At 68.8% G+C, this 22,970-nt stretch carries 19 protein-coding genes; 11 read left to right on the plus strand and 8 right to left on the minus strand.

The window, feature by feature from the left end; all coding sequences use genetic code 11:
- The 3 genes from ABS88_RS12580 to ABS88_RS12590 form a co-directional block, all read right to left on the minus strand.
- Positions 1-2,361, minus strand: coding sequence for a TonB-dependent receptor (locus tag ABS88_RS12580; protein WP_076076388.1), 2,361 nt, complete (start codon positions 2,359-2,361; stop codon positions 1-3).
- The gene (locus ABS88_RS12585; RefSeq protein WP_104959794.1) at positions 2,358-3,263 is read right to left on the minus strand and encodes a carbon-nitrogen hydrolase family protein; all 906 of its coding nucleotides are present in this window, start codon (positions 3,261-3,263) and stop codon (positions 2,358-2,360) included. Before ABS88_RS12585 ends, ABS88_RS12580 begins: the two co-directional genes overlap by 4 nt.
- An 84-nt stretch (positions 3,264-3,347) precedes the next feature.
- Positions 3,348-5,153, minus strand: coding sequence for an aminotransferase-like domain-containing protein (locus tag ABS88_RS12590; RefSeq protein ID WP_083675135.1), 1,806 nt, complete (start codon positions 5,151-5,153; stop codon positions 3,348-3,350).
- Positions 5,154-5,565: 412 nt separating this feature from the next.
- On the opposite strand from ABS88_RS12590, the gene gntA reads away from it, so the two are divergent.
- From gntA to ABS88_RS12605, 3 genes are all read left to right on the plus strand, one after another.
- Positions 5,566-6,258: a guanitoxin biosynthesis heme-dependent pre-guanitoxin N-hydroxylase GntA gene (gntA, locus tag ABS88_RS12595; RefSeq protein ID WP_076076393.1), complete on the plus strand. Its 693-nt coding sequence runs from the start codon at positions 5,566-5,568 to the stop codon at positions 6,256-6,258.
- Positions 6,255-6,851 carry a DUF1989 domain-containing protein gene (locus tag ABS88_RS12600; RefSeq protein ID WP_076076396.1) on the plus strand — a complete coding sequence of 199 codons (597 nt, stop codon included), beginning with the start codon at positions 6,255-6,257 and terminating at the stop codon, positions 6,849-6,851. The genes gntA and ABS88_RS12600 overlap by 4 nt, the downstream gene beginning before the upstream one ends.
- A gap of 346 nt (positions 6,852-7,197) precedes the next feature.
- Entirely contained in the window at positions 7,198-8,370 is a 1,173-nt protein-coding gene (locus ABS88_RS12605; protein WP_076076398.1) for a pyridoxal phosphate-dependent aminotransferase, read from the plus strand.
- A 326-nt stretch (positions 8,371-8,696) separates the two neighbouring features.
- On the opposite strand, the gene hutU is transcribed toward ABS88_RS12605, so the two are convergent.
- The 4 genes from hutU to hutI are packed head-to-tail and all read right to left on the minus strand — an operon-like array spanning position 8,697 to position 13,901.
- Positions 8,697-10,361 carry a urocanate hydratase gene (gene hutU / locus ABS88_RS12610; protein WP_076076401.1) on the minus strand — a complete coding sequence of 555 codons (1,665 nt, stop codon included), beginning with the start codon at positions 10,359-10,361 and terminating at the stop codon, positions 8,697-8,699.
- The gene (gene hutG, locus ABS88_RS12615) at positions 10,358-11,170 is read right to left on the minus strand and encodes an N-formylglutamate deformylase (protein WP_076076403.1); all 813 of its coding nucleotides are present in this window, start codon (positions 11,168-11,170) and stop codon (positions 10,358-10,360) included. The genes hutU and hutG overlap by 4 nt, the downstream gene beginning before the upstream one ends.
- Positions 11,167-12,696, minus strand: coding sequence for a histidine ammonia-lyase (hutH, locus tag ABS88_RS12620; RefSeq protein WP_286749887.1), 1,530 nt, complete (start codon positions 12,694-12,696; stop codon positions 11,167-11,169). Before hutH ends, hutG begins: the two co-directional genes overlap by 4 nt.
- Positions 12,693-13,901, minus strand: a complete 1,209-nt coding sequence (gene hutI / locus ABS88_RS12625) for an imidazolonepropionase (RefSeq protein WP_104959795.1) — start codon at positions 13,899-13,901, stop codon at positions 12,693-12,695. Before hutI ends, hutH begins: the two co-directional genes overlap by 4 nt.
- Before the next feature lie 52 nt (positions 13,902-13,953).
- Between hutI and ABS88_RS12630 the strand changes: the two genes are divergently transcribed.
- Both ABS88_RS12630 and hutC read left to right on the plus strand, forming a co-directional pair.
- Positions 13,954-15,300 (plus strand): formimidoylglutamate deiminase, encoded by a 1,347-nt coding sequence (locus ABS88_RS12630; RefSeq protein ID WP_076076411.1) that lies wholly within the window; start codon positions 13,954-13,956, stop codon positions 15,298-15,300.
- On the plus strand, positions 15,297-15,992 hold the full coding sequence (gene hutC / locus ABS88_RS12635; protein WP_076076414.1) for a histidine utilization transcriptional repressor HutC: 696 nt from the start codon (positions 15,297-15,299) through the stop codon (positions 15,990-15,992). Before ABS88_RS12630 ends, hutC begins: the two co-directional genes overlap by 4 nt.
- Here the strand turns inward: hutC and ABS88_RS12640 are convergent, their stop codons facing one another.
- On the minus strand, positions 15,993-17,933 hold the full coding sequence (locus ABS88_RS12640; protein ID WP_286749888.1) for a S9 family peptidase: 1,941 nt from the start codon (positions 17,931-17,933) through the stop codon (positions 15,993-15,995). It lies immediately after the preceding gene.
- Positions 17,934-18,264: 331 nt separating this feature from the next.
- On the opposite strand from ABS88_RS12640, the gene ABS88_RS12645 reads away from it, so the two are divergent.
- The 6 genes from ABS88_RS12645 to ABS88_RS12670 all read left to right on the plus strand — a co-directional run.
- A complete protein-coding gene (locus ABS88_RS12645) occupies positions 18,265-18,663 on the plus strand; it encodes a hypothetical protein (RefSeq protein WP_067105454.1) in 399 nt (132 codons plus the stop codon).
- A 57-nt stretch (positions 18,664-18,720) separates the two neighbouring features.
- Positions 18,721-20,064: a TldD/PmbA family protein gene (locus ABS88_RS12650; protein ID WP_076076419.1), complete on the plus strand. Its 1,344-nt coding sequence runs from the start codon at positions 18,721-18,723 to the stop codon at positions 20,062-20,064.
- 13 nt (positions 20,065-20,077) lie between these two features.
- Positions 20,078-20,863: an inositol monophosphatase family protein gene (locus ABS88_RS12655; protein ID WP_286749889.1), complete on the plus strand. Its 786-nt coding sequence runs from the start codon at positions 20,078-20,080 to the stop codon at positions 20,861-20,863.
- A gap of 210 nt (positions 20,864-21,073) precedes the next feature.
- Positions 21,074-21,442: a 30S ribosomal protein S13 gene (rpsM, locus tag ABS88_RS12660; RefSeq protein WP_067105457.1), complete on the plus strand. Its 369-nt coding sequence runs from the start codon at positions 21,074-21,076 to the stop codon at positions 21,440-21,442.
- Positions 21,443-21,544: 102 nt separating this feature from the next.
- The gene (gene rpsK, locus ABS88_RS12665) at positions 21,545-21,934 is read left to right on the plus strand and encodes a 30S ribosomal protein S11 (RefSeq protein WP_003040416.1); all 390 of its coding nucleotides are present in this window, start codon (positions 21,545-21,547) and stop codon (positions 21,932-21,934) included.
- Between the two features lie 100 nt (positions 21,935-22,034).
- Positions 22,035-22,970, plus strand: a 936-nt coding sequence (locus tag ABS88_RS12670) for a DNA-directed RNA polymerase subunit alpha (RefSeq protein WP_286749891.1), incomplete at its 3' end; no start/stop codon positions are given.

Below are 22,970 nucleotides of genomic sequence, written 5' to 3' on the forward strand. Positions count from 1 at the left end.
TCAGAAACGCACGTCCGCCGACAGGCCGACGGTGCGCGGTAGCGTGATCATATCCTTCGATCCGTTGCCGTAATAGCCCTGCCCCGGCGACGTCCCCATATAGGCTTCGGTGAAGATGCCCGTGACGCCGTCCGCATTGAACAGATTCTTGACGAACAGCGTCAGCCCATAAGGGCCCTTGCGCAAAGTCGCCGAGGCGTTCCAGATCGAGAAGCCCGGCAGACGCACGTTGAACTTGGGCGAGGTGCTGATCGCGTTGCGCGTCGACGACTGATAGAAGCCGTCGCCGCGCAGCGTCAGGCTGGTGTCGTCGCCCAGGTCGAAGCTGTAATCGGCACTGCCGGTCAGGATGTGGCGCGCCGAACCGGGCAACCGGTCGCCGTCGCGCCCGATCAATGTGCGGCTGGGGTCGGGGGAGAAGAAGTCGCGCGTCAGCTTCGCGTCGACATAGGTGTAGCCGAGCGCATAGTGGAAGCCGCCCGACCGGCCCTCGACCTGCGCCTCGATGCCCTGCGAGCGCGCCTTGCCGCCGTTCTGGACGACGTAGAAACCCCAGACCGGCGTCGCTGTGTTGAGCTGGATGTCCTTCCAGTCGATATAGAAGGCGTCGAGGTTGTAGGTGAGCCCGCCGACGCCGCCCTTCACGCCGACCTCGTAGTTGATCAGCGTGTCCGACTTGTACTGCTGCCACGACGGGTCCTCGGCATAGCGGCCGATCGTCGGCACGGCGTTCGACCCGCCTCGGCGATAGCCCTGCGACACCGTGGCATAGAGCAGACCGCGGTCGGCGAATTTCCATGACAGATTGCCCTTGAACAGCGCCTTGTCCTCGCTGGTGCGGAAGGTCGCGTCGGTCGGCTGCGACAGCGAGGGAAAGATCGGAATGTCGATCGAGGTGTCGTTGCGCGCCTTGTTCCAGAAATAGCGCACCCCGCCGGTCAGATCGACCGTATCGGTGACATGCCAGGTCAGCTCGCCGAACAGGGCGCGATCCTTGAAATTCTCGTGCCGGCGATAGAAGAAATCCTGATCGCCCGCGACCGCGGCAGTCAGGCCCGTCGCGGCGTCCCACCAGCGCTTGAAACCGCGCAGATAGCTGTCCTGCGACGAAAAGAGCTTCTGGTCCTGGTAATAGGCGCCGACCACATAATCGAGCGGCCCGCCGCCCTTCGACACCAGCCGCAGTTCCTGCACGAAGCTCTTGTCGCGATAGCCGCGCACCGCCGACGCCATCGGGCGCGGATAGTTGTAATAGAAAGCGAGGAAACCCGCCTTGGCATAGAAGCCGGTATTCTCGCTGACACTGTCGCCCTCATGCTCGTACCATGAGGAACTGGAGGTCAGCGTCGCGAAGCCCAGGTCGACATTCGCCTCGAGCGCGACCGAATCGACGTTGCGGTTCGACGGTTCGAGCTGGACCGAACCGTTCTGATACCCCCGATACGCCTCGCCATAGCCGTCGAGGCCGCGCGTGATCTGGCGGCGACCGCCGACCTTGTCTTCCTGATGGTTATAGGTCAGCGTCACGTCGACGGCGTCGCTCGGCTGCCACAGCGCGGCGATGCGGCCGTACCAGACATGGACGAAGTCGGCATCCTTGACGCGGCGATATTCGGCGTCGGGCGCCAGCACGCCCGCCGGCGCGGTCGGGATGCCGTCGCCATCGAGCTTGTAGACGTTCACATAGTCGGTAAGCCCCGGATAATGCTGGCGGCTGCCGACCGCACGGATCGCGAAGGTCTCGCCCAGCGGCACGTTGAGCACGACGTCCGCCTCGTAGCCGATGCCGTCCGATCCCTTGACGCTGCTGACGCCGCCGGTGACGCGCCCTTCGAAGCGGCCGAGCACCGGCTTCTTCAGGATGTAGCGCACCGTGCCGCCGAGCGCACCCGACCCATAGAGCGTGCCCTGCGGTCCGCGCAGCACCTCGACCCGGTCGAGGTCCTTGAGCAGATAGGCGGCGAACAGCGGCGTGTCGTTGACATAGGTCGACACCGGCGAGATGCCCGAGACGGCATAATCGCCGAGCGCGGCGCTATCGACGTTGACGCCGCGGATCGTCACCGTGTTGATGACGCCCGCGTTGCGCCGGCCGCGATCGACGACCGCGACGCCGGGGATCGAGCGGAGGAGTTCGGCTTGGTCGCGCGTCTGGTTCGCGTCGATCCTCTCGCCGCCGACCGCCGAGATATTGTACGGAATGTCGATCGTCCGCGCCTCGCGGCGCGTCGCGGTGACGACGATGTCGGTGTCGTCGCTCGCGGCTCCTGCCTCCTGAGCGAAGGCTGGCGCCGGCAGCACCGCCAGCAATCCCGTGCAGGCGAGCGATGTCGTCGCCAATAGTCGCATATGGTTGGTCATGACTTTACCCCCTTGTGTGTCATTATGGACGCGCCGGCGCCATCCTTGCCGGTCGAAGACATGGGCTGGACGAGCGGACCGAGTGCCTGGAGAGCCGGCGAAGCGGCGGGGCCGCGGTCATAGGCCTCGAAATGCTGCGGGCCGTCGCGAAGGCTCTTGAGCGGCTGGCCGAGACCGTGCCAGCCGCGCTCGCGACAGCGGCGGACATGATCGAGGTCGAGGTCGACGGCGATGACCTCGCGCCCCTGCCCCGCCTCGTGGATCATCTCGCCGCCCGGCCCCGCGACGCACGAGCGCCCATAGCCGAGGTCGCCCGCGACGTTGACCGACACGACATAGGCCTGGTTGGTCGCCGCGGCGGCGCGGACGATCGACAGTTCGACGTCGCGGTCGATCGTGTTGGTCATCACCGGGTTGAGGATCACCTCCGCCCCGCGCCAGATCAGCGAGCGCACGACCTCGGGAAACCAGATGTCGTAGCAGATGGCGAGCCCGAAGCGCCCGACGCCCGGAACGTCGAATACGGTCGGCTCGCCGCCGCCCGTCACCCCTTCTTCATAGGGATAGAAGGGATAGATTTTGCGGTGCCGCGCCGCGATGCTGCCGTCGGGGGCGAAGACGCTGGTCGTGTTGTAGATCGCATCGCCGTCGCGTTCGAACAGCGATCCGTTGACCAGCCACAGCCCATGCTCGCGCGCCATCGCGGCGAAGGCGTCCTCGGCCGGGCCGGGCAGCGGCTGCGCGTGCGCGGTGGCCGGGCCGAAGCAGGACAGTTCGCCCAGCACCACCATGTCGACCCAGCCGAAACGGCGGCGGACGAGGCGGATTTCCTCGGCAATGCGGTCCAGATTGTCGCCGCGCGGCAGGGCCAGTTGCAGTCCGGCGATCGCGAAATGAGTCATGATCCTCCCCGGCGCGCCGATCGGGGCGCGTCCGGTTATCATGGTGCCTCCCGGGCCCGCCTTACGATAGGTCCAGTTTGGAAATCAGGATGGTGCCAGATTGCCGATGCGTCCGATCACCGCCCAGTCGACAACGCGGTGGCCGGGGTCCAGCCACTGGATGACGTCGCCCTCGACCGCGACGTGGAAGGCGGCCGCCTCGCCATAGGACCAGCTCTGCCATTGGCGATGCCAGCGGTCGCCCTCGATCCACCAGCGCCCCGTGTCGACGTCTTCGTCGGCATGGCCGGCGCACCCGGTCATCGTGCCGTCGGGCAGCAGCAATATGGTGCAGGGATCGCCATAGATGGTCCGGCAATCGAGCCGCGCGCCGCTCATTTTGCGGCGCAGCGCCCGGCCGGTCAGGATCGGCAGCGGATCGGCCTTCTTCTCCAGCACGTCGTTGAGCGCCGCGGTCAGCGCCGCGACGCCGGGCCGGATGCGGTCGGCCGGCAGGCTGGTGACGCCGAGCCGGAACAGCGCCGGCGGCGGACTGCCGGCATAATAGGGATCGACCCGCTCGAACAGCACCCCGCGGCGTTCGGCCGCCGCGGCCAGCTCGGCGACGTCGAGGCCGTCGGGACCGCGCACCCACATCGTCGTCCCGCCACGCACCGGCTGGATCGCGATCGAGCGCGGCAGATAGTGGTTGAGCGCATCGCGCAGCGCCATCTGGCGCACCCGGAACTCGCGCCCGATGCGCCGCATCATCGAATCATAATGACCGAGCGACAGGAACTGCGCGGCGGCGCGCTGATTGTTCGGCGGCGGCTGTTTGACCGACAGCCGACGCAATTCGCGCAGATGCGCCACGACCTCGCGATCGGCGACCATGAAGCCGAGCCGCAGGCCGGGATCGAGCACCTTGGCAAGCCCGGCGATATAGACGACGCGGCTGCCGCCGTCCATGCTGCGCATCGCGGGAAAATCCTGGTCGAGATAATTGGTCTCGCATTCGAAATCATCCTCGACGACGATCAGGTCGTGCGCCTCCGCGGCGGCGAGCAACTCGCGGCGCCGGTCGAGCGACAGCGTAGCGCCGGTCGGCAACTGATGGCTGGGCGTCACCACCGCCAGGTCGCAGCTTGCAAGCCGCGCGTCGGTGACGATGCCGTCGGCGTCGACCGGCTGGAGCACCACCTCGCCGCGACGCGCCTCGATCAGCGCGCGCAGTTCGAACGGACCGGGGTCCTCGACCGCGACGCGGCTTCCCTCGGCGCAGAAGAGTTCGAGCGCCAGCAGGCGCGCATGCTGCGTTCCCAGCGTGAGCAATATCTCGTCGGGCCGGGCATAGATGCCGCGTCGCGGCAGAATCTTGGTACGGATTTCCTCGACCAGCGCGGCATCGTCGTCGGCGATTCCCGACCAGGAAGCGATCTGCCGCCGCTTCAGCGACAGGCTGGCCGCCTCGCGCCACTCGTCGGCGGGGAACAGGCTGTCGTCGAAACAGCCGTCGAGGAAGGGATAGCGATATTGCTGCCAGTTGGCGGGGCGCGGCCTGGGCAGCGCCGGCAGGCGCGGCAGACGCTCGGACCAGGGCAATCCGTTCGGGGTCGCGCGCTCGGCGATGCCCGCGATCTCGCCGAAGCCGCTGCGCCCGGCGGTCAGGTCGCCCGAAACGAACAGGCCGCTTCGCTCGCGCGCCACCACATGCCCGTCGGCGACCAGCTGCTGATAGGCGATCGTCACCGTGTTGCGGGCGACGCCGAGCAGCCGGGCCATGGTACGCGAGGACGGCAGGCGATGCCCCGCCGGCCACGCCTGCGACCGCATCAGTTCGATCACGCCCTTGCGGATCTGATCCTGCAGCGTGACGTCGCCGTCGCGGTCGAGGATGAAGGATGGGCGCATAGCCGATGGTGTCCCAATCGCGGGGCGCAGATCAAGTTCAAACCACGGCCGCCGCCGCGATGCGGCAGACGGCCGGATGACAATCCAGATATAGGGTCAGGACCCACTAATTTCGCGTTCGAGGCGTCGAAATGGCGAAGATATCAGGTTCGGGCGGATGCAGCGGGTAGCATCGCTACCCGCAAGGCCGCGCGGGCCCGAGATCGAAGCCATTTCGGCGTCGCTTCGCGATTTGACCGATTTTGCCCATGGCTTCGTCGAAAAGTCTTGAAATATATTCATATTCCTACGCCTTTCCTCCTCGCCCTGTGCAAAATCGCTTCAAACCTCGATCGCGAAATTAGTGGGTCCTGACCCTAGATTCGCCGATCGGCCGATGCAGCTTATTCTTTTCTGCCGCGTTTTCCGCACCATGGAAACCAGTATCATTGCGGCGCCCCCCGAAACCGATCTTTCCCGCCGATTCCGGACTTTCGTCGGCGCCCCCGATTTCCCCTGCGTCGGCGCGAAATCCGCGCTGGCGAACGACATGCTGCGGATCGTCGAGGCGCACGACCTGACCAGCGGCTGGAACGACCTGCAGATTCACCGCGAGCTGCTCGAATGGGCGCGCGCCTACAAGGACGACCCGGCGGGTTTCCGCAGCCTCGCGGTGATCTTCCACGGCCCCGGCGATCTCGACGAGCCGGCGTTCGAGACGGCGCTGTGGGAGCGCATCCAGTCGCTCGCCGACAAGGACGCCTGGAAAGGCCTGCCTTACGACCCGCGCGTCCATGCCGACCCCGACCATCCCCATTTTTCGCTGAGCTTCGGCGGCGAGGCCTTTTTCGTCATCGGCCTCCATCCGCGCGCTTCGCGCCCCGCGCGCCGCTTCCGCCGGCCGGTGCTCGTCTTCAACCTCCACGACCAGTTCGAACGGCTGCGCGCCGAAGGGCGCTACGAACGGATGCGCGAGCGCATCCTCGCGCGCGACGAGCAGCTTGCGGGCAGCATCAACCCGATGCTCGCCCGCCACGGCGAGGCGAGCGAAGCGGCGCAGTACAGCGGCCGCGCCGTCGAGGAAGACTGGGCCTGCCCGTTCCACGACCCGAGGGCCGGCGCATGATAACCGAAATCCCGCCGCGCAGCGGCACCGCCTTCCGGCTCGCCCGCGGCGACAGCCTTCGGGTCATCGACCCGGAGGGCGGGCAGGTCAGCGACATGCTCGCCTTCATGGCCGACGATCCGCGCGAGGCGCTGTCGAACGGCCGGACGTTCGATTATGAGGAGACGATCCGGCTGACCACCGGCCATCGCCTGTGGTCGAACCGGTCGCGGCCGATGCTGGAGATCGTCGAGGACAGCGTCGGCACGCATGATTTCCTGCTGACGCCGTGCAGCGAGGCGACCTTCCGCCATTTCTATCCGGACAAGCCGGTACATCGCGGCTGTTTCGGCAATCTCGCCGAGGCGCTCGCGCCCTTTGCCGTCGCGGCCGACGCGATTCCGACCGCCTTCAATATCTTCATGAACGTGCCGGTCGCCCCCGACGGCAGGATCCGGGTCGAGCCCCCGACGACCCGGCCGGGCGACTTCATCCGCCTGCGGGCGCTCGCGGACCTGATCGTCGGGCTCACCGCCTGCTCGGCCTACGACAGTTGCGGCGGTAGCTTCAAACCGATCCACTATGCGATCGAGCCCCGCAGCGGCGATGGCTGAATAGGACGCGGATCATGGTCTGCCCTCGAATGAAAGACGGCGCAAAAAGGAGAAGTCCGGCCATGGATGCTGAAACGAGTTCAGCATGACGAAGGATGTGCAGCACGCCGAATCCCGAATCCCCACAGGCCGTAATCCGCATCCGTCTTCCTGAGATAGTTTGGCAGTACCCTTTTTCCGGAAAGGAACCGCTCCCCGGCGAACGCCGGGGTCCACACTGGGTAGCGCTACGCCATCTGGACCCCGGCATTCGCCGGGGAACATGCATTTCCCTGCCATCCACCCCTGCTCGTCCACGCCACAAGGGGCTGGCCATTCGCCCGGCAAGGCGGCACAAGCCTTCGCCATGACCCAGCCGCGCACCGCCGACGCCATCGAACCGTTCCACGCCATCGAGCTGAGCCAACTCGCGCAGAAGATGCGCGCCGCCGGCGCCCCCGTAATCCATATGGAATTCGGCCAGCCGTCGGAGGGCGCGCCGGCGGGCGCGGTCGCCGCCGCGCAGCAGGTGCTGAGCAGCGGCGACATGCTCGGCTATTGGGAAAGCGCGGCGCTGCGCGAACGCATTTCGCGCCATTATCGCGCCGCCTATGGCGTCGATGTCGCGCCGCGGCGCATCGTCCTGACCTGCGGCGCGTCGCCCGCGCTCGTCCTCGCGCTGCTCACCGGCTTTCGCGCGGGGAGCCGGGTGATGACCGCGCGGCCCGGCTATGTCGCCTATCGCAATTCGCTGCGCGCGCTGGAGATGACGCCGATCGAGATCGCCTGCGGCGCCAACGACCGCTTCCAGATCGCGGCGCGCCACATCCGCGAGGCGGCGCCCGCGCCGGACGGGCTGATCGTCGCCAGCCCCGCCAATCCGACGGGCACGATCATCCCGCCGCACGAACTGGCGGAGATCGCGGCGGCGTGCCGCGAGCGCGGCGTCCGCATCATCTCCGACGAAATCTATCATCGCCTGAGCTACGGGATCGAGACCCAGTCGATCCTGAACCATGACGACGACGCCTTCGTCATCAACAGCTTCTCCAAATATTATGGCATGCCGGGGTGGCGGCTCGGCTGGGTGATCTGTCCCGAGGCACTGGTCGACGCCGCGCGGGCGCGCGCCGGCAACCTCTTCCTGTCGCCCCCTGCGCTCAGCCAGCACGCCGCGCTCGCGGCGTTCGACTGCGAGCCCGAACTCGACGCGCGCGTCGACGTCTATCGCCGCAATCGCGAGCGGCTGCTCGCCACCCTCGCCGGTCTCGGCATCACCGATATCGCGCCGTCGGACGGCGCCTTCTATGTCTATGCGTCGATCGCGCACCTGACCGACGACAGCATGGCCTTCTGCAAGCGGCTGCTCGCCGACACCGCGCTCGCCACCGCGCCGGGGATCGATTTCGACCCCGTGAACGGCCATCGCTTCATCCGCTTCAGCTACGCGCTGAGCGCCGAACTGGTCGAAGAGGCGTGCCGCCGGTTGACCGACTGGTTCCGCAGCGGCGCCGGAGGGGACGTGCGCGGCCCGGCCTGAAGCGCGTTAGCCATGGTGATGCAGTTGGACCGCGTCACTGCGACCCCGGACATGATCCGGGGGAAGTAATCCAGGGCGGTTTACGCCTGCTCTGGGTTGCCGCGCGGCTTCGCCGCTCGCAAGGACGGCATGGATTAGTGCATCGTGCCTTAAATATGCACCGTTTGCCCTGAGCTTGTCGAAGGGCCGTTCTTTCTGTCAGGCGCCGCAAGAAGAAGGACGGTGCTTCGACAAGCTCAGCACGAACGGCAGAAAGGGTGGTGCAGATTTCACGCGCGTCGCTCTAACCAAAGCCAGCAGAGATCGGCAGATGCGCAAGCGTCGCCTCAGGCCAGCGACGGCAGGTCGAGGCCCTTTTCGCGCGCGCAGTCGATCGCGATTTCGTATCCCGCATCGGCATGGCGCATCACGCCGGTCGCGGGATCGTTCCACAGCACGCGTTCGAGCCGCTTCGCCGCCGCCTCGCTGCCGTCGGCGACGATCACCATGCCCGCGTGCTGCGAATAGCCCATGCCGACGCCGCCGCCATGGTGCAGCGACACCCAGGTCGCCCCGCTCGCGGTGTTGAGCAGCGCGTTGAGCAGCGGCCAGTCGGACACCGCGTCGGTGCCGTCATTCATCGCCTCGGTCTCGCGGTTGGGACTCGCCACCGACCCCGAATCGAGGTGATCGCGGCCGATCACCACCGGCGCCTTGAGCTCGCCCCTCGCGACCATCTCGTTGAACGCGAGGCCGAGCCGGTGGCGGTCGCCGAGTCCGACCCAGCAGATGCGCGCCGGCAGACCCTGAAACTGGATCCGCTCGCGCGCCATGTCGAGCCAGGTGTGAAGATGCGCGTCGTCCGGCAGCAGTTCCTTCACCCTGGCGTCGGTGCGATAGATGTCCTCGGGATCGCCCGACAGCGCCGCCCAGCGGAACGGGCCGACGCCGCGGCAGAAGAGCGGGCGGATATAGGCGGGGACGAAGCCCGGGAAATCGAAGGCATTGTCGACGCCCTCGTCCTTCGCCATCTGCCGGATATTGTTGCCATAGTCGGTGGTCGGCACCCCCGCGGCGTGGAAATCGAGCATCGCGCGGACGTGCGTCGCCATCGACGCCTTGGCCGCCCGCGCCACCGCCTGCGGGTCGCTATCGCGCTTACTGGCCCACTCGGCGACGCTCCAGCCGGCGGGGCAATAGCCGTTCACCGGATCGTGCGCCGAGGTCTGGTCGGTGAGCAGGTCGGGGCGCACGCCGCGCGCGAACAGGTCGGGCAGGATTTCGGCGGCATTGCCGAGCAGGCCGACCGAAACCGGCTTCCGGTCCGCGCAGCTTGCTTCGATGATCGCCAGCGCCTCTTCGATCGTGTCGGCGCGGTGGTCGAGATAGCCGGTGCGCAGCCGCATCTCGATCCGGCTCGGCTGGCATTCGATCGCGAGGCACGAGGCGCCCGCCATCACCGCGGCGAGCGGCTGCGCGCCGCCCATGCCGCCGAGCCCGGCGGTGAGCAGCCAGCGGCCCGACAGGTCGCCGCCATAATGCTGGCGCCCCATCTCGACGAACGTCTCGTAGGTGCCCTGCACGATGCCCTGGCTGCCGATGTAGATCCACGACCCGGCGGTCATCTGTCCGTACATGGCGAGCCCGCGCCGGTCGAGTTCGTTGAAATGCTCCCACGTCGCCCAGTGCGGGACGAGGTTGCTGTTCGCGATCAGCACGCGCGGCGCGTCGGCGTGGGTGCGGAAGATGCCGACCGGCTTGCCCGACTGGACGAGCAAGGTCTGGTCGTCCTCGAGCCGGCGCAGTGCCGCGACGATGCGGTCATAGCTTTCCCAGTCGCGCGCCGCGCGGCCGATGCCGCCATAGACGACCAGCTCCTCGGGCCGCTCGGCGACGTCGGGGTGCAGATTGTTCATCAGCATCCGCAGCGGCGCTTCGGTCAGCCAGCTTTTCGCGGACAGGCCGGTACCGGTGGCGGGGCGGATGATGCGGCTGTTGTCGAGGCGGTTCATGGGCATCCTTTCGCGAAATCGAGCACGGCGGCGATCGCCTGCCGCAGCGTCGGCAGGATCGCGGGATCGGCGTCGAGCGGGCTGGGCCAATTGCTCTCGTCGGGCGAAGCGGGCTCGGTCATGTAGCCGCGGCAGGCGAGCTCCATCTGGATCGCGTGCACGCCCGCTTCGGGGCGGCCGTAATGCCGCGTCGTCCAGCCGCCCTTGAAGCGGCCGTCGCGGACATGGCCGAAGCCGCTCGCCGCGCACACCGCCTCGACCGCGTCGGCGAGGGCGCGCGCGCAGCTTCGCCCGCTGTTGGTGCCGATGTTGAACTGCGGCAGCTCGCCGTCGAACAGCCGCGGCACATGGCTGCGGATCGAATGGCAGTCATAGACGACGACCGCCGGATGGACGGCGCGCAGCCGCGCGATCTCCGCCTCGATCGCCGCGTGATAGGGCGCGAACCATGTCGCCGTGCGCCGCTCGATCTCGTCCGCGCCGGGCGGATCGCCACGATAGAGCGGCTCGCCGTCGAAACTCGTCGTCGGGCACAGCTCGGTCGTCGCCTGCCCCGGATAGAGCGAGGCGCCGCTCGGGTCGCGGTTCATGTCGATGACGCTGCGCGAGATATCGGTCGCGATCGTCGTCGCGCCGAGTTCCGCGCCGAAACCGTAGAGCGCCTCGATCCACCAGTCGGCGTCCTTGCGCGCGAGCCACGGCGACACGAACCGCGCCGCCAGCGCTTCGGGGATCGCCGTGCCGCCGTGCGGAAAGCACAGGATCAGTGGCGCCTCCCCGCGCGCGATGCGAAGCCAGTCGCCGCTCATCGCATCACGCCCGGCAGGGCGACACCCGCCGCCTCCGCCAGCGCATCGCCCCTGACCAGCGCCGTCGCGGCCGCCATGTCGCTGGCGAAATAGCGATCCTCGCCGAGCCCCGGCACGTCGCGGCGCAGCCGCGCGCGCACCCGTTCGAGCGCCTCCGACGCGCGCAGCCCGACATGAAAGTCGCAGCCCTGCGCCGCAGCGAGCAGTTCGATACCGATAACGTTCTGCGCGTTCGCCGCCATCGCGAGCAGCCGCCGCGCGCCGTGCGCCGCCATCGACACATGATCCTCCTGGTTCGCCGAGGTCGGGATCGAATCGACGCTCGCCGGATAGGCGCACTGCTTGTTCTCCGAAACGAGCGCCGCCGCCGTGACCTGCGGGATCATGAAGCCCGAGTTGAGCCCCGGATGCGCGGTCAGGAAGGCGGGAAGCCCCGACAGCGCCGGATCGACGAGCATCGCGACGCGGCGTTCGGCGATCGAGCCGATCTCGCAGATCGCGAGCGCGATCATGTCGGCGGCGAAGGCGACGGGCTCGGCGTGGAAATTGCCGCCCGACAGCGCCTCGTCGGTGTCGGGGAAGATCAGCGGATTGTCGGAGACGCCGTTCGCCTCGTCCTCCAGCGTCGCCGCCGCCTGCCGCAGCACGTCGAGCGCGGCGCCCATCACCTGCGGCTGGCAACGCAGGCAATAGGGGTCCTGCACGCGCGGATCGTCGTCGCGGTGCGAGGCGCGGATCCCCGAATCGGTCATCAGCGCGCGCAGCGCCGCCGCGACCTCAACCTGCCCGCGATGGCGGCGCAGGGCGTGGATGCGCGGGTCGAAAGGCGCGTCGGTGCCCTTCGCCGCTTCGGTCGACAGCGCGCCGGTGAGTAGCGCTGCGCGGAACAGCCGGTCGGCCTCGAACAGCCCGGCGAGCGCATAGGCGCACGAGAATTGCGTCCCGTTGAGCAGCGCCAACCCTTCCTTCGGTCCCGGTGTCAGGATCGGCAGGTCGGCGGCGCGCAGCGCGTCGGCGGCGGGCATCCGCCGGCCTTGCCAGTCGATCTCGCCCACCCCCATCATCGCCGCCGCCATGTGCGCCAGCGGCGCGAGGTCACCGCTCGCGCCGACCGACCCCTGGCACGGCACCACGGGCAGGCAGTCGCGCGCGAGCATCGCATCGAGCATCTGCACCGTCTCGCGCCGCACGCCCGAGGCGCCCTGCGCAAGGCTGGCGAGCTTGAGCGCCAGCATCAGCCGCACGACGGCTGCGGGCGCGGGGTCGCCCACCCCGGCCGAATGGCTGAGAATGATGTTGCGCTGAAGCGCGTTCAGTTCGTCATCGGCGATGCGCACGCTCGCCAGCTTTCCGAAGCCGGTGTTGATGCCATAGACCGGCCGCTGGCGCGCGAGGATGCGCGCGACCGCCGCCGCCCCCGCGTCGACGCGCGCCATGCACGACGGGTCGAGCGGCGGCGCGTCGCCGCGATAGATGGCGTGCCATTGCGAAAGCGTCACCGCGCCCGGCGTCAGCATCGTCGTCATCGCCCGTTCCCCTGAAACATATGCCCCTGAAAGACGCGGGCGTGCAGCGGGCTCATCCCCATGTGATAGGGAACCTCGGCCAGCGTCTCGACCGACCAGATCGCGAGGTCGCAATCCTTGCCGACTTCCAGCGTCCCCACCCGCCCGCTCAGCCCCAGCGCGCGCGCCGCGTGGCGCGTGACGCCGAGCCAGCATTGCTCGACCGTCAGTCCGAACAAAGTCGCCGCCATGTTCATCGCCAGGCGTAGCGAGGTGAGTGGCGACGTGCCCGGATTGCAGTCGGTCGCGACCGCCAGCGGCACTCCCGCGGCCACGAGCGCCGCGACCGGCGGCTTCGTTTCGTCGCGCAGGAAATAATAGGCGCCGGGCAGCAGCACCGCGACGCTGCCCGCCGCCGCCATCGCGGCGATCCCGTCGGCGCCCAGATGTTCGAGATGGTCGGCCGACAGCGCCCCGTATCGCGCCGCGAGCGCCGCGCCATGCTGGTCCGAAAGCTGTTCCGCGTGAATCTTGACCGGCAGCCCGGCCGCCTTCGCCGCGACCAGCACGCGCTCGGTCTGCGCGGGGGTGAAACCGACCGTGTCGCAATAGACGTCGACCGCGTCGGCAAGCCCCGCCACCGCCGGGATCATCGCGTCGCAGACGAGCGCGACATAGTCGTCGGCGCGCCCCTTATACTCCGGCGGAACGCTGTGCGCGCCGAGGAAGGTCGCCGCGACGCGCACCGGCCGCGCCGCCGCCAGCGCCTTCGCCGCACGCAGCATCCGCAGTTCGTCGTCGAGCGACAGGCCATAGCCCGACTTGACCTCGACCGTCGTCACCCCGTCGGCGAGCATCGCGTCGAGCCGCGGCAGCGACGCCGCGACCAGATCGGCCTCGCTCGCCGCACGCACCGCCTGCACGGTCGAGACGATGCCGCCGCCCGCCGCCGCAATCTCCTCGTAACGCGCGCCCGCCAGCCGCATCCGCCATTCGGCGGCGCGCGTCCCGGCGTGGACAAGGTGGGTGTGGCAATCGATCAGGCCGGGGGTGATCCAGCGCCCCTCGCAGTCCATCGTCTCGCACGCGCCTGTCGGCGCGTCCGCCTGCGGCCCGACGAAGCCTATCCGCCCGCCCTCGGCCGCGACGGCGCCGCGCTCGATGATGCCGAGACCATCGTCACCCATCGTCGCGACCCGCGCATTGATCCACAGTCGATCGGCCATTGCCCTCCGCCTGATCCGTTATTATGTCTAGTCATAACAAGGGAGGATCGGAATGCAACAGCTTTGGTTCCGGCAGGCGCTGCTGCCCGACGGATGGCGGAACGCCGTCCTGATCACCCACGACGCGGGCCGGATCACCCGGGTCGAGCCCGATCGCGCGGCGGGGTCGGCCGAGGTCCACGCCGTCGCCCTGCCCGGCCTGTGCAACGTCCACAGCCACGCCTTCCAGCGCGGCATGGCGGGCCTGTCCGAGCGCGGCGCCGGGCGCGACGACGATTTCTGGAGCTGGCGCGAGGTCATGTACCGCTTCCTCGCGCGGATGACTCCCGACGACGTCGCCGCCGTCGCTGCGCAGGCCTATGCCGAGATGCTGGAGTCGGGCTTCACCCGCGTCGGCGAATTCCATTACCTTCACCACGATCCAGACGGGCGGCCCTATGCCGATGCCGCCGCGATGGCGGGCGCGATCGTCGCGGCGTGCGACGCGACCGGCATCGGCCTGACGCTGCTGCCCGTCTTCTACGCGCACGGCAATTTCGGCGGCGCCGAGCCCAGTCCGGGGCAAAAGCGTTTCCTGTCGTCGCGCGACGGCTTCGCGCGGCTGGTCGAGGCGAGCCGCGCCCTGCTTCCCGCCGACGCGACGCTGGGGGTCGCGCCGCACTCGCTGCGCGCGGTGACGCCCGCCGAACTGGCCGAGGTGACCGCGCTCGCCACCGACGGTCCGATTCATATCCACGCCGCCGAACAGCAGCGCGAGGTCGACGACTGCCTCGCATGGAGCGGCAGGCGCCCCGTCGAATGGCTGCTCGACGAAGCGGGGATCGACGCGCGCTGGTGCCTGATCCACGCCACCCATCTGACCGACGCCGAATGCGACGCGCTCGCGGCGCGCGGCGCCGTCGCGGGCCTGTGTCCGGTGACAGAGGCCAACCTCGGTGACGGCATCTTTCCCGCGACGCGCTATTTGCGGGCGGGCGGGCGTTTCGGGGTCGGCACCGATTCGAACATCGCGATCGACCTCGCCTCCGAATTGCGCGCGCTCGAATATTCGCAGCGGCTGCGCGACCGGCGGCGCGTGCTGCTCGCCGGAAACGGCCAGGATTCGGTCGGACGCACGCTGTTCGACGCGGCGCTCGCGGGCGGCGCGCAGGCGCTCGGCGTCACGGGGGGCTTGTCGGCCGGCGCGCCCGCGGACATGGTCAGCCTCGACATGACGCACCCGACGCTCGCCGGCGCCGATCCGGCCACCCTGCTCGACCGCTGGATCTTCGCGGGCCGCACCGGCCCGATCGACCGCGTGTGGCGCGGGGGCCGGCTGTGCGTCGAAGGCGGCCGCCACGTCGCCGCCCCGGCGATCGCGGCGCGCTATACCGCGACGCTGGAACGCCTGCTCGCATGACCGCGACGCTCGACCAGCGGATTCGCGGCGACATCAGCGCGCGGATTCATTCGGGCGAATGGCCGCCGGGGACCCGCATTCCCTATGAGACCGAGCTTGCCGCGCATTACGGCTGCGCGCGCGCGACGGTGAGCAAGGCGATGGAGACGCTGGCGCGCGCCGGCCTGATCGAACGGCGGCGCAAGGCGGGAAGCTTCGTCGCGCGCCCGCACAGCCAGTCGGCCGTGCTCGAAGTCCCCGACCTCGCCAGCGTCGCCGCCGCCAAGGGCGAGACCTATCGCTGGCAGCGGAACCGACGCGCGACGCTCGCCGCGGGCGAAGCGCCGGACATCGCCGGGATCGCCGGCGCGGCGCTGGCGGTCGAGGGGGTGCATTTCGCCGACGACCTGCCGTTCGCGATCGAGGAGCGCTGGATCTCGCTCGCCGCCGTGCCCGGATGCGCGGACGAGGATTTCGCCGACACGGCACCCGGCACCTGGCTACTCGGCCATGTCCCCTGGACCCACGCGCGCCACCGCATCCGCGCGGTCGCCGCGTCGGCGACCGAGGCGCGGCGGCTGGCGATCCGGCCGGGAACCGCCTGCCTGAGCCTCGAACGCTGGACGTGGCGGGCGCGCGACTATGTCACCTATGTCCGCCAGCTCTTTCCCGGCGACCGCCACGACCTGATCGCCGATTTCGACCCGAGCTGATCAGTTCAGCAGATAATGCTGCCAGAACAGCAGCGAGGTCCAGAAGGTGTAATCGACATTCTCCTTCTTACCCCACTGGTGCCCCTCGTTGGTCGCCACAAGGCTCCAGGCCGTACCGCCGTTGCCGCGCACCGCGGCGACGATCTGGTCCGCCTCCGACGCCGGCACGCGCGGATCGTTGGCGCCGGTGACGACGAACAGCGGTTTGCGGATGTCGGAAACGCGCGTCAGCGGAGAGATTTCCATCAGCTTCTTGCGCTGCGCCGGATCGCGCTCGTCGCCATATTCGACACGGCGCAGGTCGCGCCGATATTCCTGCGTGTTCTCGAGAAAGGTCACGAAGTTCGAGATCGCGACGACACACAGGTTCGCGCGCAGCTTGTCGGCGAAATGGGTCGCGGCGGCGTAGCACATATAGCCGCCGTAGCTGCGCCCGGTCAGGCCGAAGCGCGCCGCGTCGAGTCCCTTGTCCTTCGCCAGCGCGTCGAGGAAGACGCCCATGTCGCGAACGCTGTCCTCGCGCTTGAACGGCCCGTTGTCGAGCCCGACGAAGCGCTTGCCATAGCCGGTCGAACCGCGGACGTTGGGATAGAAATAGGCGACGCCCAGTTCGTTGATCAGATAATTGGTGCTGCCCAGGAATTCGGGGCGCCACTGGCTTTCGGGCCCGCCGTGGACGTGCATGATCAGCGGTCGCTTGCCCGGGAATTTCGCGGGGTCGGGACGATAGAGGAAGCCCGACATCTCCAGCCCGTCGAAGCTCTTCACCCTGACCAGTTCGGGTTCGATGTTGCGCGCCGCGTCGAGCCCGCCGGTCTCGCTTTTGGTCCAGCGCGTTACCGCGAGCGTTTCGGGATCGACGCTATAGGCGTCGGCGGCGCTGCGCGCCGAGGTGAAGCCGATGCCGATCGCGCCCCACGGCGCGACCTCGACATGGCCGATCACGCCCGCGGGCAGGCCGTCGACCGTGCGCGCCCGGCCGCTCGCGACGTCGAGCACGCGCAGGCGGCTCGCCCCCGCCTCGTTGATCGCATAGGCGACGAAGCGCCCGTCATCCGACAGGTCGAATGCCTCGACGTCCCACGATTCCGCCGGCCCGCGTGGCGTAAAGACGCCGGTCGCGGGGTCGAGCGTGCCGAGACGCTGAAAGTCGCTGCCCTCGTCGCTCGTCACCCAGATGGTTCCGTCGGGCGCGAAGGCCGCCTCGCCATAGGCCACCGTCTTGCCATGGTCGCCGATCGGCGTCATCGCGCCGCTGCTCAGATCGAGGCGGAACAGGTCGGTCTTTTCGACCGAGGCATATCTGGCGACGAGCGCCCAGCTCTTGTCGGGCGCGAAGCCGGCGACCGCCCAGCCGTTGCTGTCGACCTGCGCGACGAGGCGCGCTGACGCGGGGTCGCGCGGGTTCATGACATAGATGTCGCTGTCGCGGCCGTTCCGCCGCGTCGAGGTGAAGGCGATGAGGCTGCCGTCCTTGCTCCAGGCATTGAGCGCGTTGCGGCTCTTGCCGTCGGTCAGCAGCGTCAGGCGCCCATCCTTCATCGTGTAGATCTGATAGAATTCGTTGCCGCCGATATCCTTCTGGACCAGCATCAGGTCGCCGGTCGCGGGCGCCCACACGCCCCGGCCGACAGGCTCCGCCTCGAAAGTCAGCTGCTCGCGCGCGCCCATCGGTGCCGCGACGCGGTGAAGCTGGGTCGTGTTGCCGAAGCGCGTAGCGATCAGCATCGTCTTGTCGCCGGGGTTCCAGCCGACGAAGGACGCGCCGCGATATTCCATATAGGGCCGCGTCGCCGCCGCGAGCGCCGCGGGGACGTCGGGCATGCCGTCGGCGACCAGCGCCGCGGGCTTCGGCTGCACGTCGGCGGGCGCCTCCTGCCCGGCAGCCCGAACGGACGCCAGCGGCAGGGCCAGCGCGGCCAGAAAAGACAGATGACGCATGATGATTTCCCCATGTTGCGCGATGGATGGCGGTCGCCCGATGAAGGCATCGCGCCCTAAATCTGGCCCATCTCGCCGTTCGTGTCGAGCGGAAGAGAGGGCCGCGTTTCGGGCCCGATGCCCGACGCGCGCTTTCGCCGGTGCCGGGTTTCGACCAACGGCCTCTGCGGCTCGATGGTCGCCATGGAGCAACGGCGCGCCGCGAAATCGTTCGGAATCTGCGATGAAATGACGAAAAAATTAACGAATCGCTGGCATCGTGGCTTGACTTGGGGATTAACGGCTGAAAACCTGGGGTTTCTGGGAATCGCCAGCCGGGGAGGCTGAAAACATGGCATCAGCATTCGGACCGCGCCTGTGGAAGCGCTTGCCGCCGAGCGTGCCCGCGGCACGCAGCCTCGGCCGCCGGATGACCCTGCACGCGGCCGCCGCGCTGCTCGTTTTCGCCGCGCTGCAGATCTGGCTGGTGTCGAGCGCGATCGCCGCCGGCGCGCCGTCCGCCTTCATCATCGTCGCGCTCGTCATGCTGGTCGCGCTCGCCCTTCCCGCCGCGCGGCTGACCGAGCGGCGCTGGTATCATCTGAGCCGCCAGGCCCTCGCGAGCTGGGGACTGCACGCGCGCTTCCGCCGCGACGTCCGCCGTCTGTGGGCCGCCGCGCTCGCCCTGCCCTTCCTGTGGGTCAGCGGCGCGATGGCGGCAACGCAGGGTTTCGCCGCCATCACCCTCTAGGACGGCGCTGCCGACTTTGATTTTGACGACCGGTCCCGCGCCGTATAGGGCGCGGCCATGCTGAGTGTTTCCGAAGCCCTCGACCGCGCGCAGATGCTCTGCGACGCCGCGACCAAGGCGGGCGCCGACGCCGCCGACGCCCTTTATTACTGCAACGCCGCGACCGGAGTGTCGATGCGGCTCGGCCAGCTCGAGGATGTCGAGCGGTCCGAGGGGCAGGATATCTCGCTGCGCGTCTTCGTCGGGCGACGCAGCGCGAGCGTTTCGACCGCCGACATGGACGCGGGCGAACTGGCGAAGCTGGTCGAGCGCTGCGTCGCGATGGCGCGCGAAGCGCCCGAGGACCCCTATGCGGGCCTCGCGCCGGAAGAACTGCTCTACAAGGGCCCGGTGCCCGACCTCGATCTCGACGACGGCAGCGAGGCCGATCCGCAGGCGCTACGCGCCGCGGCGCTGGCGGTCGAGGAAGCCGCGCGCGCCGTCGCGGGCGTGACCAACAGCGAGGGCGGCACCGCGAGCCACAGCCGCACCCGCTTTGCCCTCGCCACCAGCCACGGCTTCGCCGGCGGCTACGGATCGAGCGGGCACAGCCTGTCGGCGAGCGTGATCGCCGGCGAAGGCGCCGCGATGCAGCGCGATTACGGCTGGCACAGCGCGCACCATCTGTCGGACCTCGAAAGCGCGGCGGAGATCGGCGCGCGCGCGGGCACCCGCGCCGTCGCGCGGCTGAATCCGGGCAAGGCGCCGGTCGGCAAGGTCCCGGTGGTGCTCGATCCGCGCGTCGGCGGCAGCATCCTCGGCCATCTGCTCGGCGCGATGGCCGGCCCCGCCGTCGCGCGCGGCACCAGCTTCCTGCTCGGCAAGGAGGACCGGGCGCTGTTCGACAGCGGCATCGTCGTCCGCGACGAACCGCACCGGCCGCGCGGCCTGCGCAGCCGCGCCTTCGACGGCGAAGGCCTGCCGACCGGCGCGCGCGACATCGTGGCGAACGGGCGGATCACCGGCTGGCTGCTCGATACCGCATCGGCGCGCCAGCTCGGCCTGGCGCCGACCGGCCATGCCAGTCGCGGCGGCGGCGCGGCGGGCGTGACCGCCAGCAACCTGCACCTCGCCCCCGGCGCGCTGTCCCCCGAAGCGCTGATCGCCGATATCGGCGAAGGCGTCTATGTGACCGAGCTGATCGGCCAGGGCGTCAACGCCGTGACCGGCGACTACAGTCGCGGCGCGTCGGGCTTCGCGATCCGCGACGGCGCGATCGCGGGGCCGATCGCCGAATTCACCATCGCCGGGAACCTGATCGACATGTTCGCGGCGCTGGTTCCCGCCAGCGACCTCGTCTTCCGCCACGCAACCAATGTGCCGACGCTCCGCATCGACGGCATGACGGTGGCCAGCAGCTAAGCCTCGCTACCCGATGCCCGCCCGCAACATCGAAGCCGTGATCGCCGCCACGCGCGAGGTCGGCGACATGGCGATGGCGCGCTGGCGCGGCGAGGGAAAGGCGATCGACGTCTGGCACAAGTCGCACGACAATCCGGTCAGCGACGTCGATCTCGCGGTCGATGCGCGGCTCAAGGCGGTGCTCGGCGCGATGGTTCCCGAGGCCGGCTGGCTGTCGGAAGAGACCGCCGACAATGCCGACCGGCTGTCGCGGCGCGCGCTGTGGTGCGTCGATCCGATCGACGGCACGCGCGATTTCATCCGCGGCCGCCCCGGCTGGGCGGTCTCGGTCGCGCTCGTCATCGACGGCGCCCCACAGGTCGGGGTCCTTTATGCCCCGGCACTCGACGAACTGTGGGTCGCGCGCAAGGGGCAGGGCGCGACGCTGAACGGCGAAACGCTGCGCGCCAGCCGCCGCGTCGCCTTCGACGGCGCGCGCGTCCCCGCCGACAGCCTGCCGAAGGTCGACCGCGATCTGGTGATGGTGACCAAGCCGAACAGCATCGCGCTGCGCATGGCGCTGGTCGCCGACGACCGCGCCGACCTGGTCGCGACGCTGCGCTGGGGGTTCGAATGGGACGTCGCCGCGGCGGCGCTGATCGCGGCGGAGGCGGGCGCGACCGTGACCGACGCCTTCGGCCAGCCGCTCGCCTTCAACACGCCGAGCGCGCAGGCCTTCGGCGTCATCGCCTGTGCCCCGGGCATCCACGCGGCCGTCGTCGACCGGCTGCACGACCGGGCGGTGGCGGCAACGTCCTAGACGGCAGAGAGGTACGGATCGGCGAGCCGCCGGACCGGCGCTTTGCTTGACAATCGGGGCGACTCGCCCTAGTTGCGGCCTATTCCAACATACCGACCGGACGGCGAAACGCGGGACGCGGCTTCGTGGTCCGCTTTTTGCGTTGGAAATCAGACGCTTTGAGATAGGGCTCGTTTGCCAGCGTGCCCTGTGGAGCAGGAGAAAGATTACATGGCACGTATCGCGGGCGTCAACCTGCCCACCAACAAGCGCGTGATCATCGCGCTCACCTATATCCACGGCATCGGCCGCAAGACCGCCGTCGGCATCGCCGACAAGCTGGGGATCGACCACAGCCGCCGCATCCAGGACCTCAGCGACGCCGAGGTGCTGCAGATCCGCGAAGCGATCGACGCCGACCTGACGGTCGAGGGCGACCTGCGCCGCGAGACGGCGATGAACATCAAGCGACTGATGGACCTCGCCTGCTACCGTGGTCTGCGCCACCGCAAGGGCCTGCCGGTCCGCGGCCAGCGCACGCACACCAATGCGCGCACCCGCAAGGGCAAGGCGAAGCCGATCGCCGGCAAGAAGAAGTAAGGTCGCGGCGCGTCCACCGGGCGCGCTTCCCTGCTTCGCGGCCGCGACCGGGACCACCCGTCCCTCGCCGGCCAGCTTCAGGATCTAGGACAGGATTTCATCATGGCTCGTGAACCGCAGCGCCTTCGTCGGCGCGAACGCAAGAATATCTCTTCGGGGGTCGCCCACGTCAACGCGACCTTCAACAACACGATGATCACCATCACCGACGCGCAGGGCAACGCCATTGCCTGGTCGAGCGCCGGCATGATGGGTTTCAAGGGCAGCCGCAAGTCGACCCCCTACGCCGCGCAGGTCTGCGCCGAGGATGCCGGCAAGAAGGCCGCCGAACACGGCGTGCGCACGCTGGAAGTCGAAGTGAAGGGCCCCGGCGCCGGTCGCGAATCGGCGCTGCGCGCGTTGCAGGCGGTCGGTTTCCACATCACGTCGATCCGCGACGTGACGCCGATCCCGCACAACGGCGTGCGCCCGGCCAAGCGCCGCCGCGTCTGACGCTTCCGGATCGGCGGCACCCCCGCCGCCGCGCCGTCACACCATTCACGCGAGGGCAGGCCGCGACCCCGACCCGTCCCGCAAAAGCAAAGGGAAGTCCATGACTGTCAATATCCGGAACTGGCAGGAATTGAAGAAGCCCAGCAACCTGGAAATCAAGGCCGGCAGCGACGGCAAGAGCAAGGCGACCTTCGTCGCCGAGCCGCTCGAGCGCGGCTTCGGCCTGACGCTGGGCAACGCGCTGCGCCGCGTGCTGCTGTCGTCGCTCCAGGGCGCGGCGATCACGTCGATCAAGATCGAGAACGTCCTGCACGAATTCTCGAGCCTTGCCGGCGTGCGCGAGGACGTCACCGACATCGTCCTCAACGTGAAGCAGATCGCGCTCAGGATGGAAGGCGAAGGCCCGAAGCGGCTGCAGCTTTCGGCGACCGGCCCCGCCGTCGTCAAGGCGGGCGACATCATGGTGTCTGGCGACATCAAGGTGATGAACCCCGACCATGTCGTCTGCCATCTCGACGACGGTGCGACGCTGAACATGGAACTCGTCGCCGACACCGGCAAGGGCTATGTCCCCGCGACCGCCAACCGTCCGGCCGACGCGCCGATCGGCCTGATCCCGGTCGACTCGCTCTACTCGCCGGTGCGCCAGGTCGCCTACAAGGTCGAGAACGCCCGCATCGGGCAGGAACTCGACTATGACAAGCTCAACCTGACCGTCGAGACCGACGGCACGGTGACGCCCGAGGATGCGGTCGCCTATGCGGCGCGCATCCTGCAGGATCAGCTCCAGGTCTTCGTCCACTTCGAAGAGGCGATGAACGACAGCGGCCTGATCGGCATGGCGGCGCCGTCGCAGGCGAGCGAGGAGTCGGACGTCAACCAGCTCAACCGCTTCCTGCTCAAGAAGGTCGACGAACTCGAACTGTCGGTCCGCAGCGCCAACTGCCTCAAGAACGACAACATCATCTACATCGGCGACCTGGTCCAGAAGACCGAGGCCGAGATGCTCCGCACGCCGAACTTCGGCCGCAAGTCG

The organism is Sphingopyxis sp. SCN 67-31, from assembly GCF_001725095.1.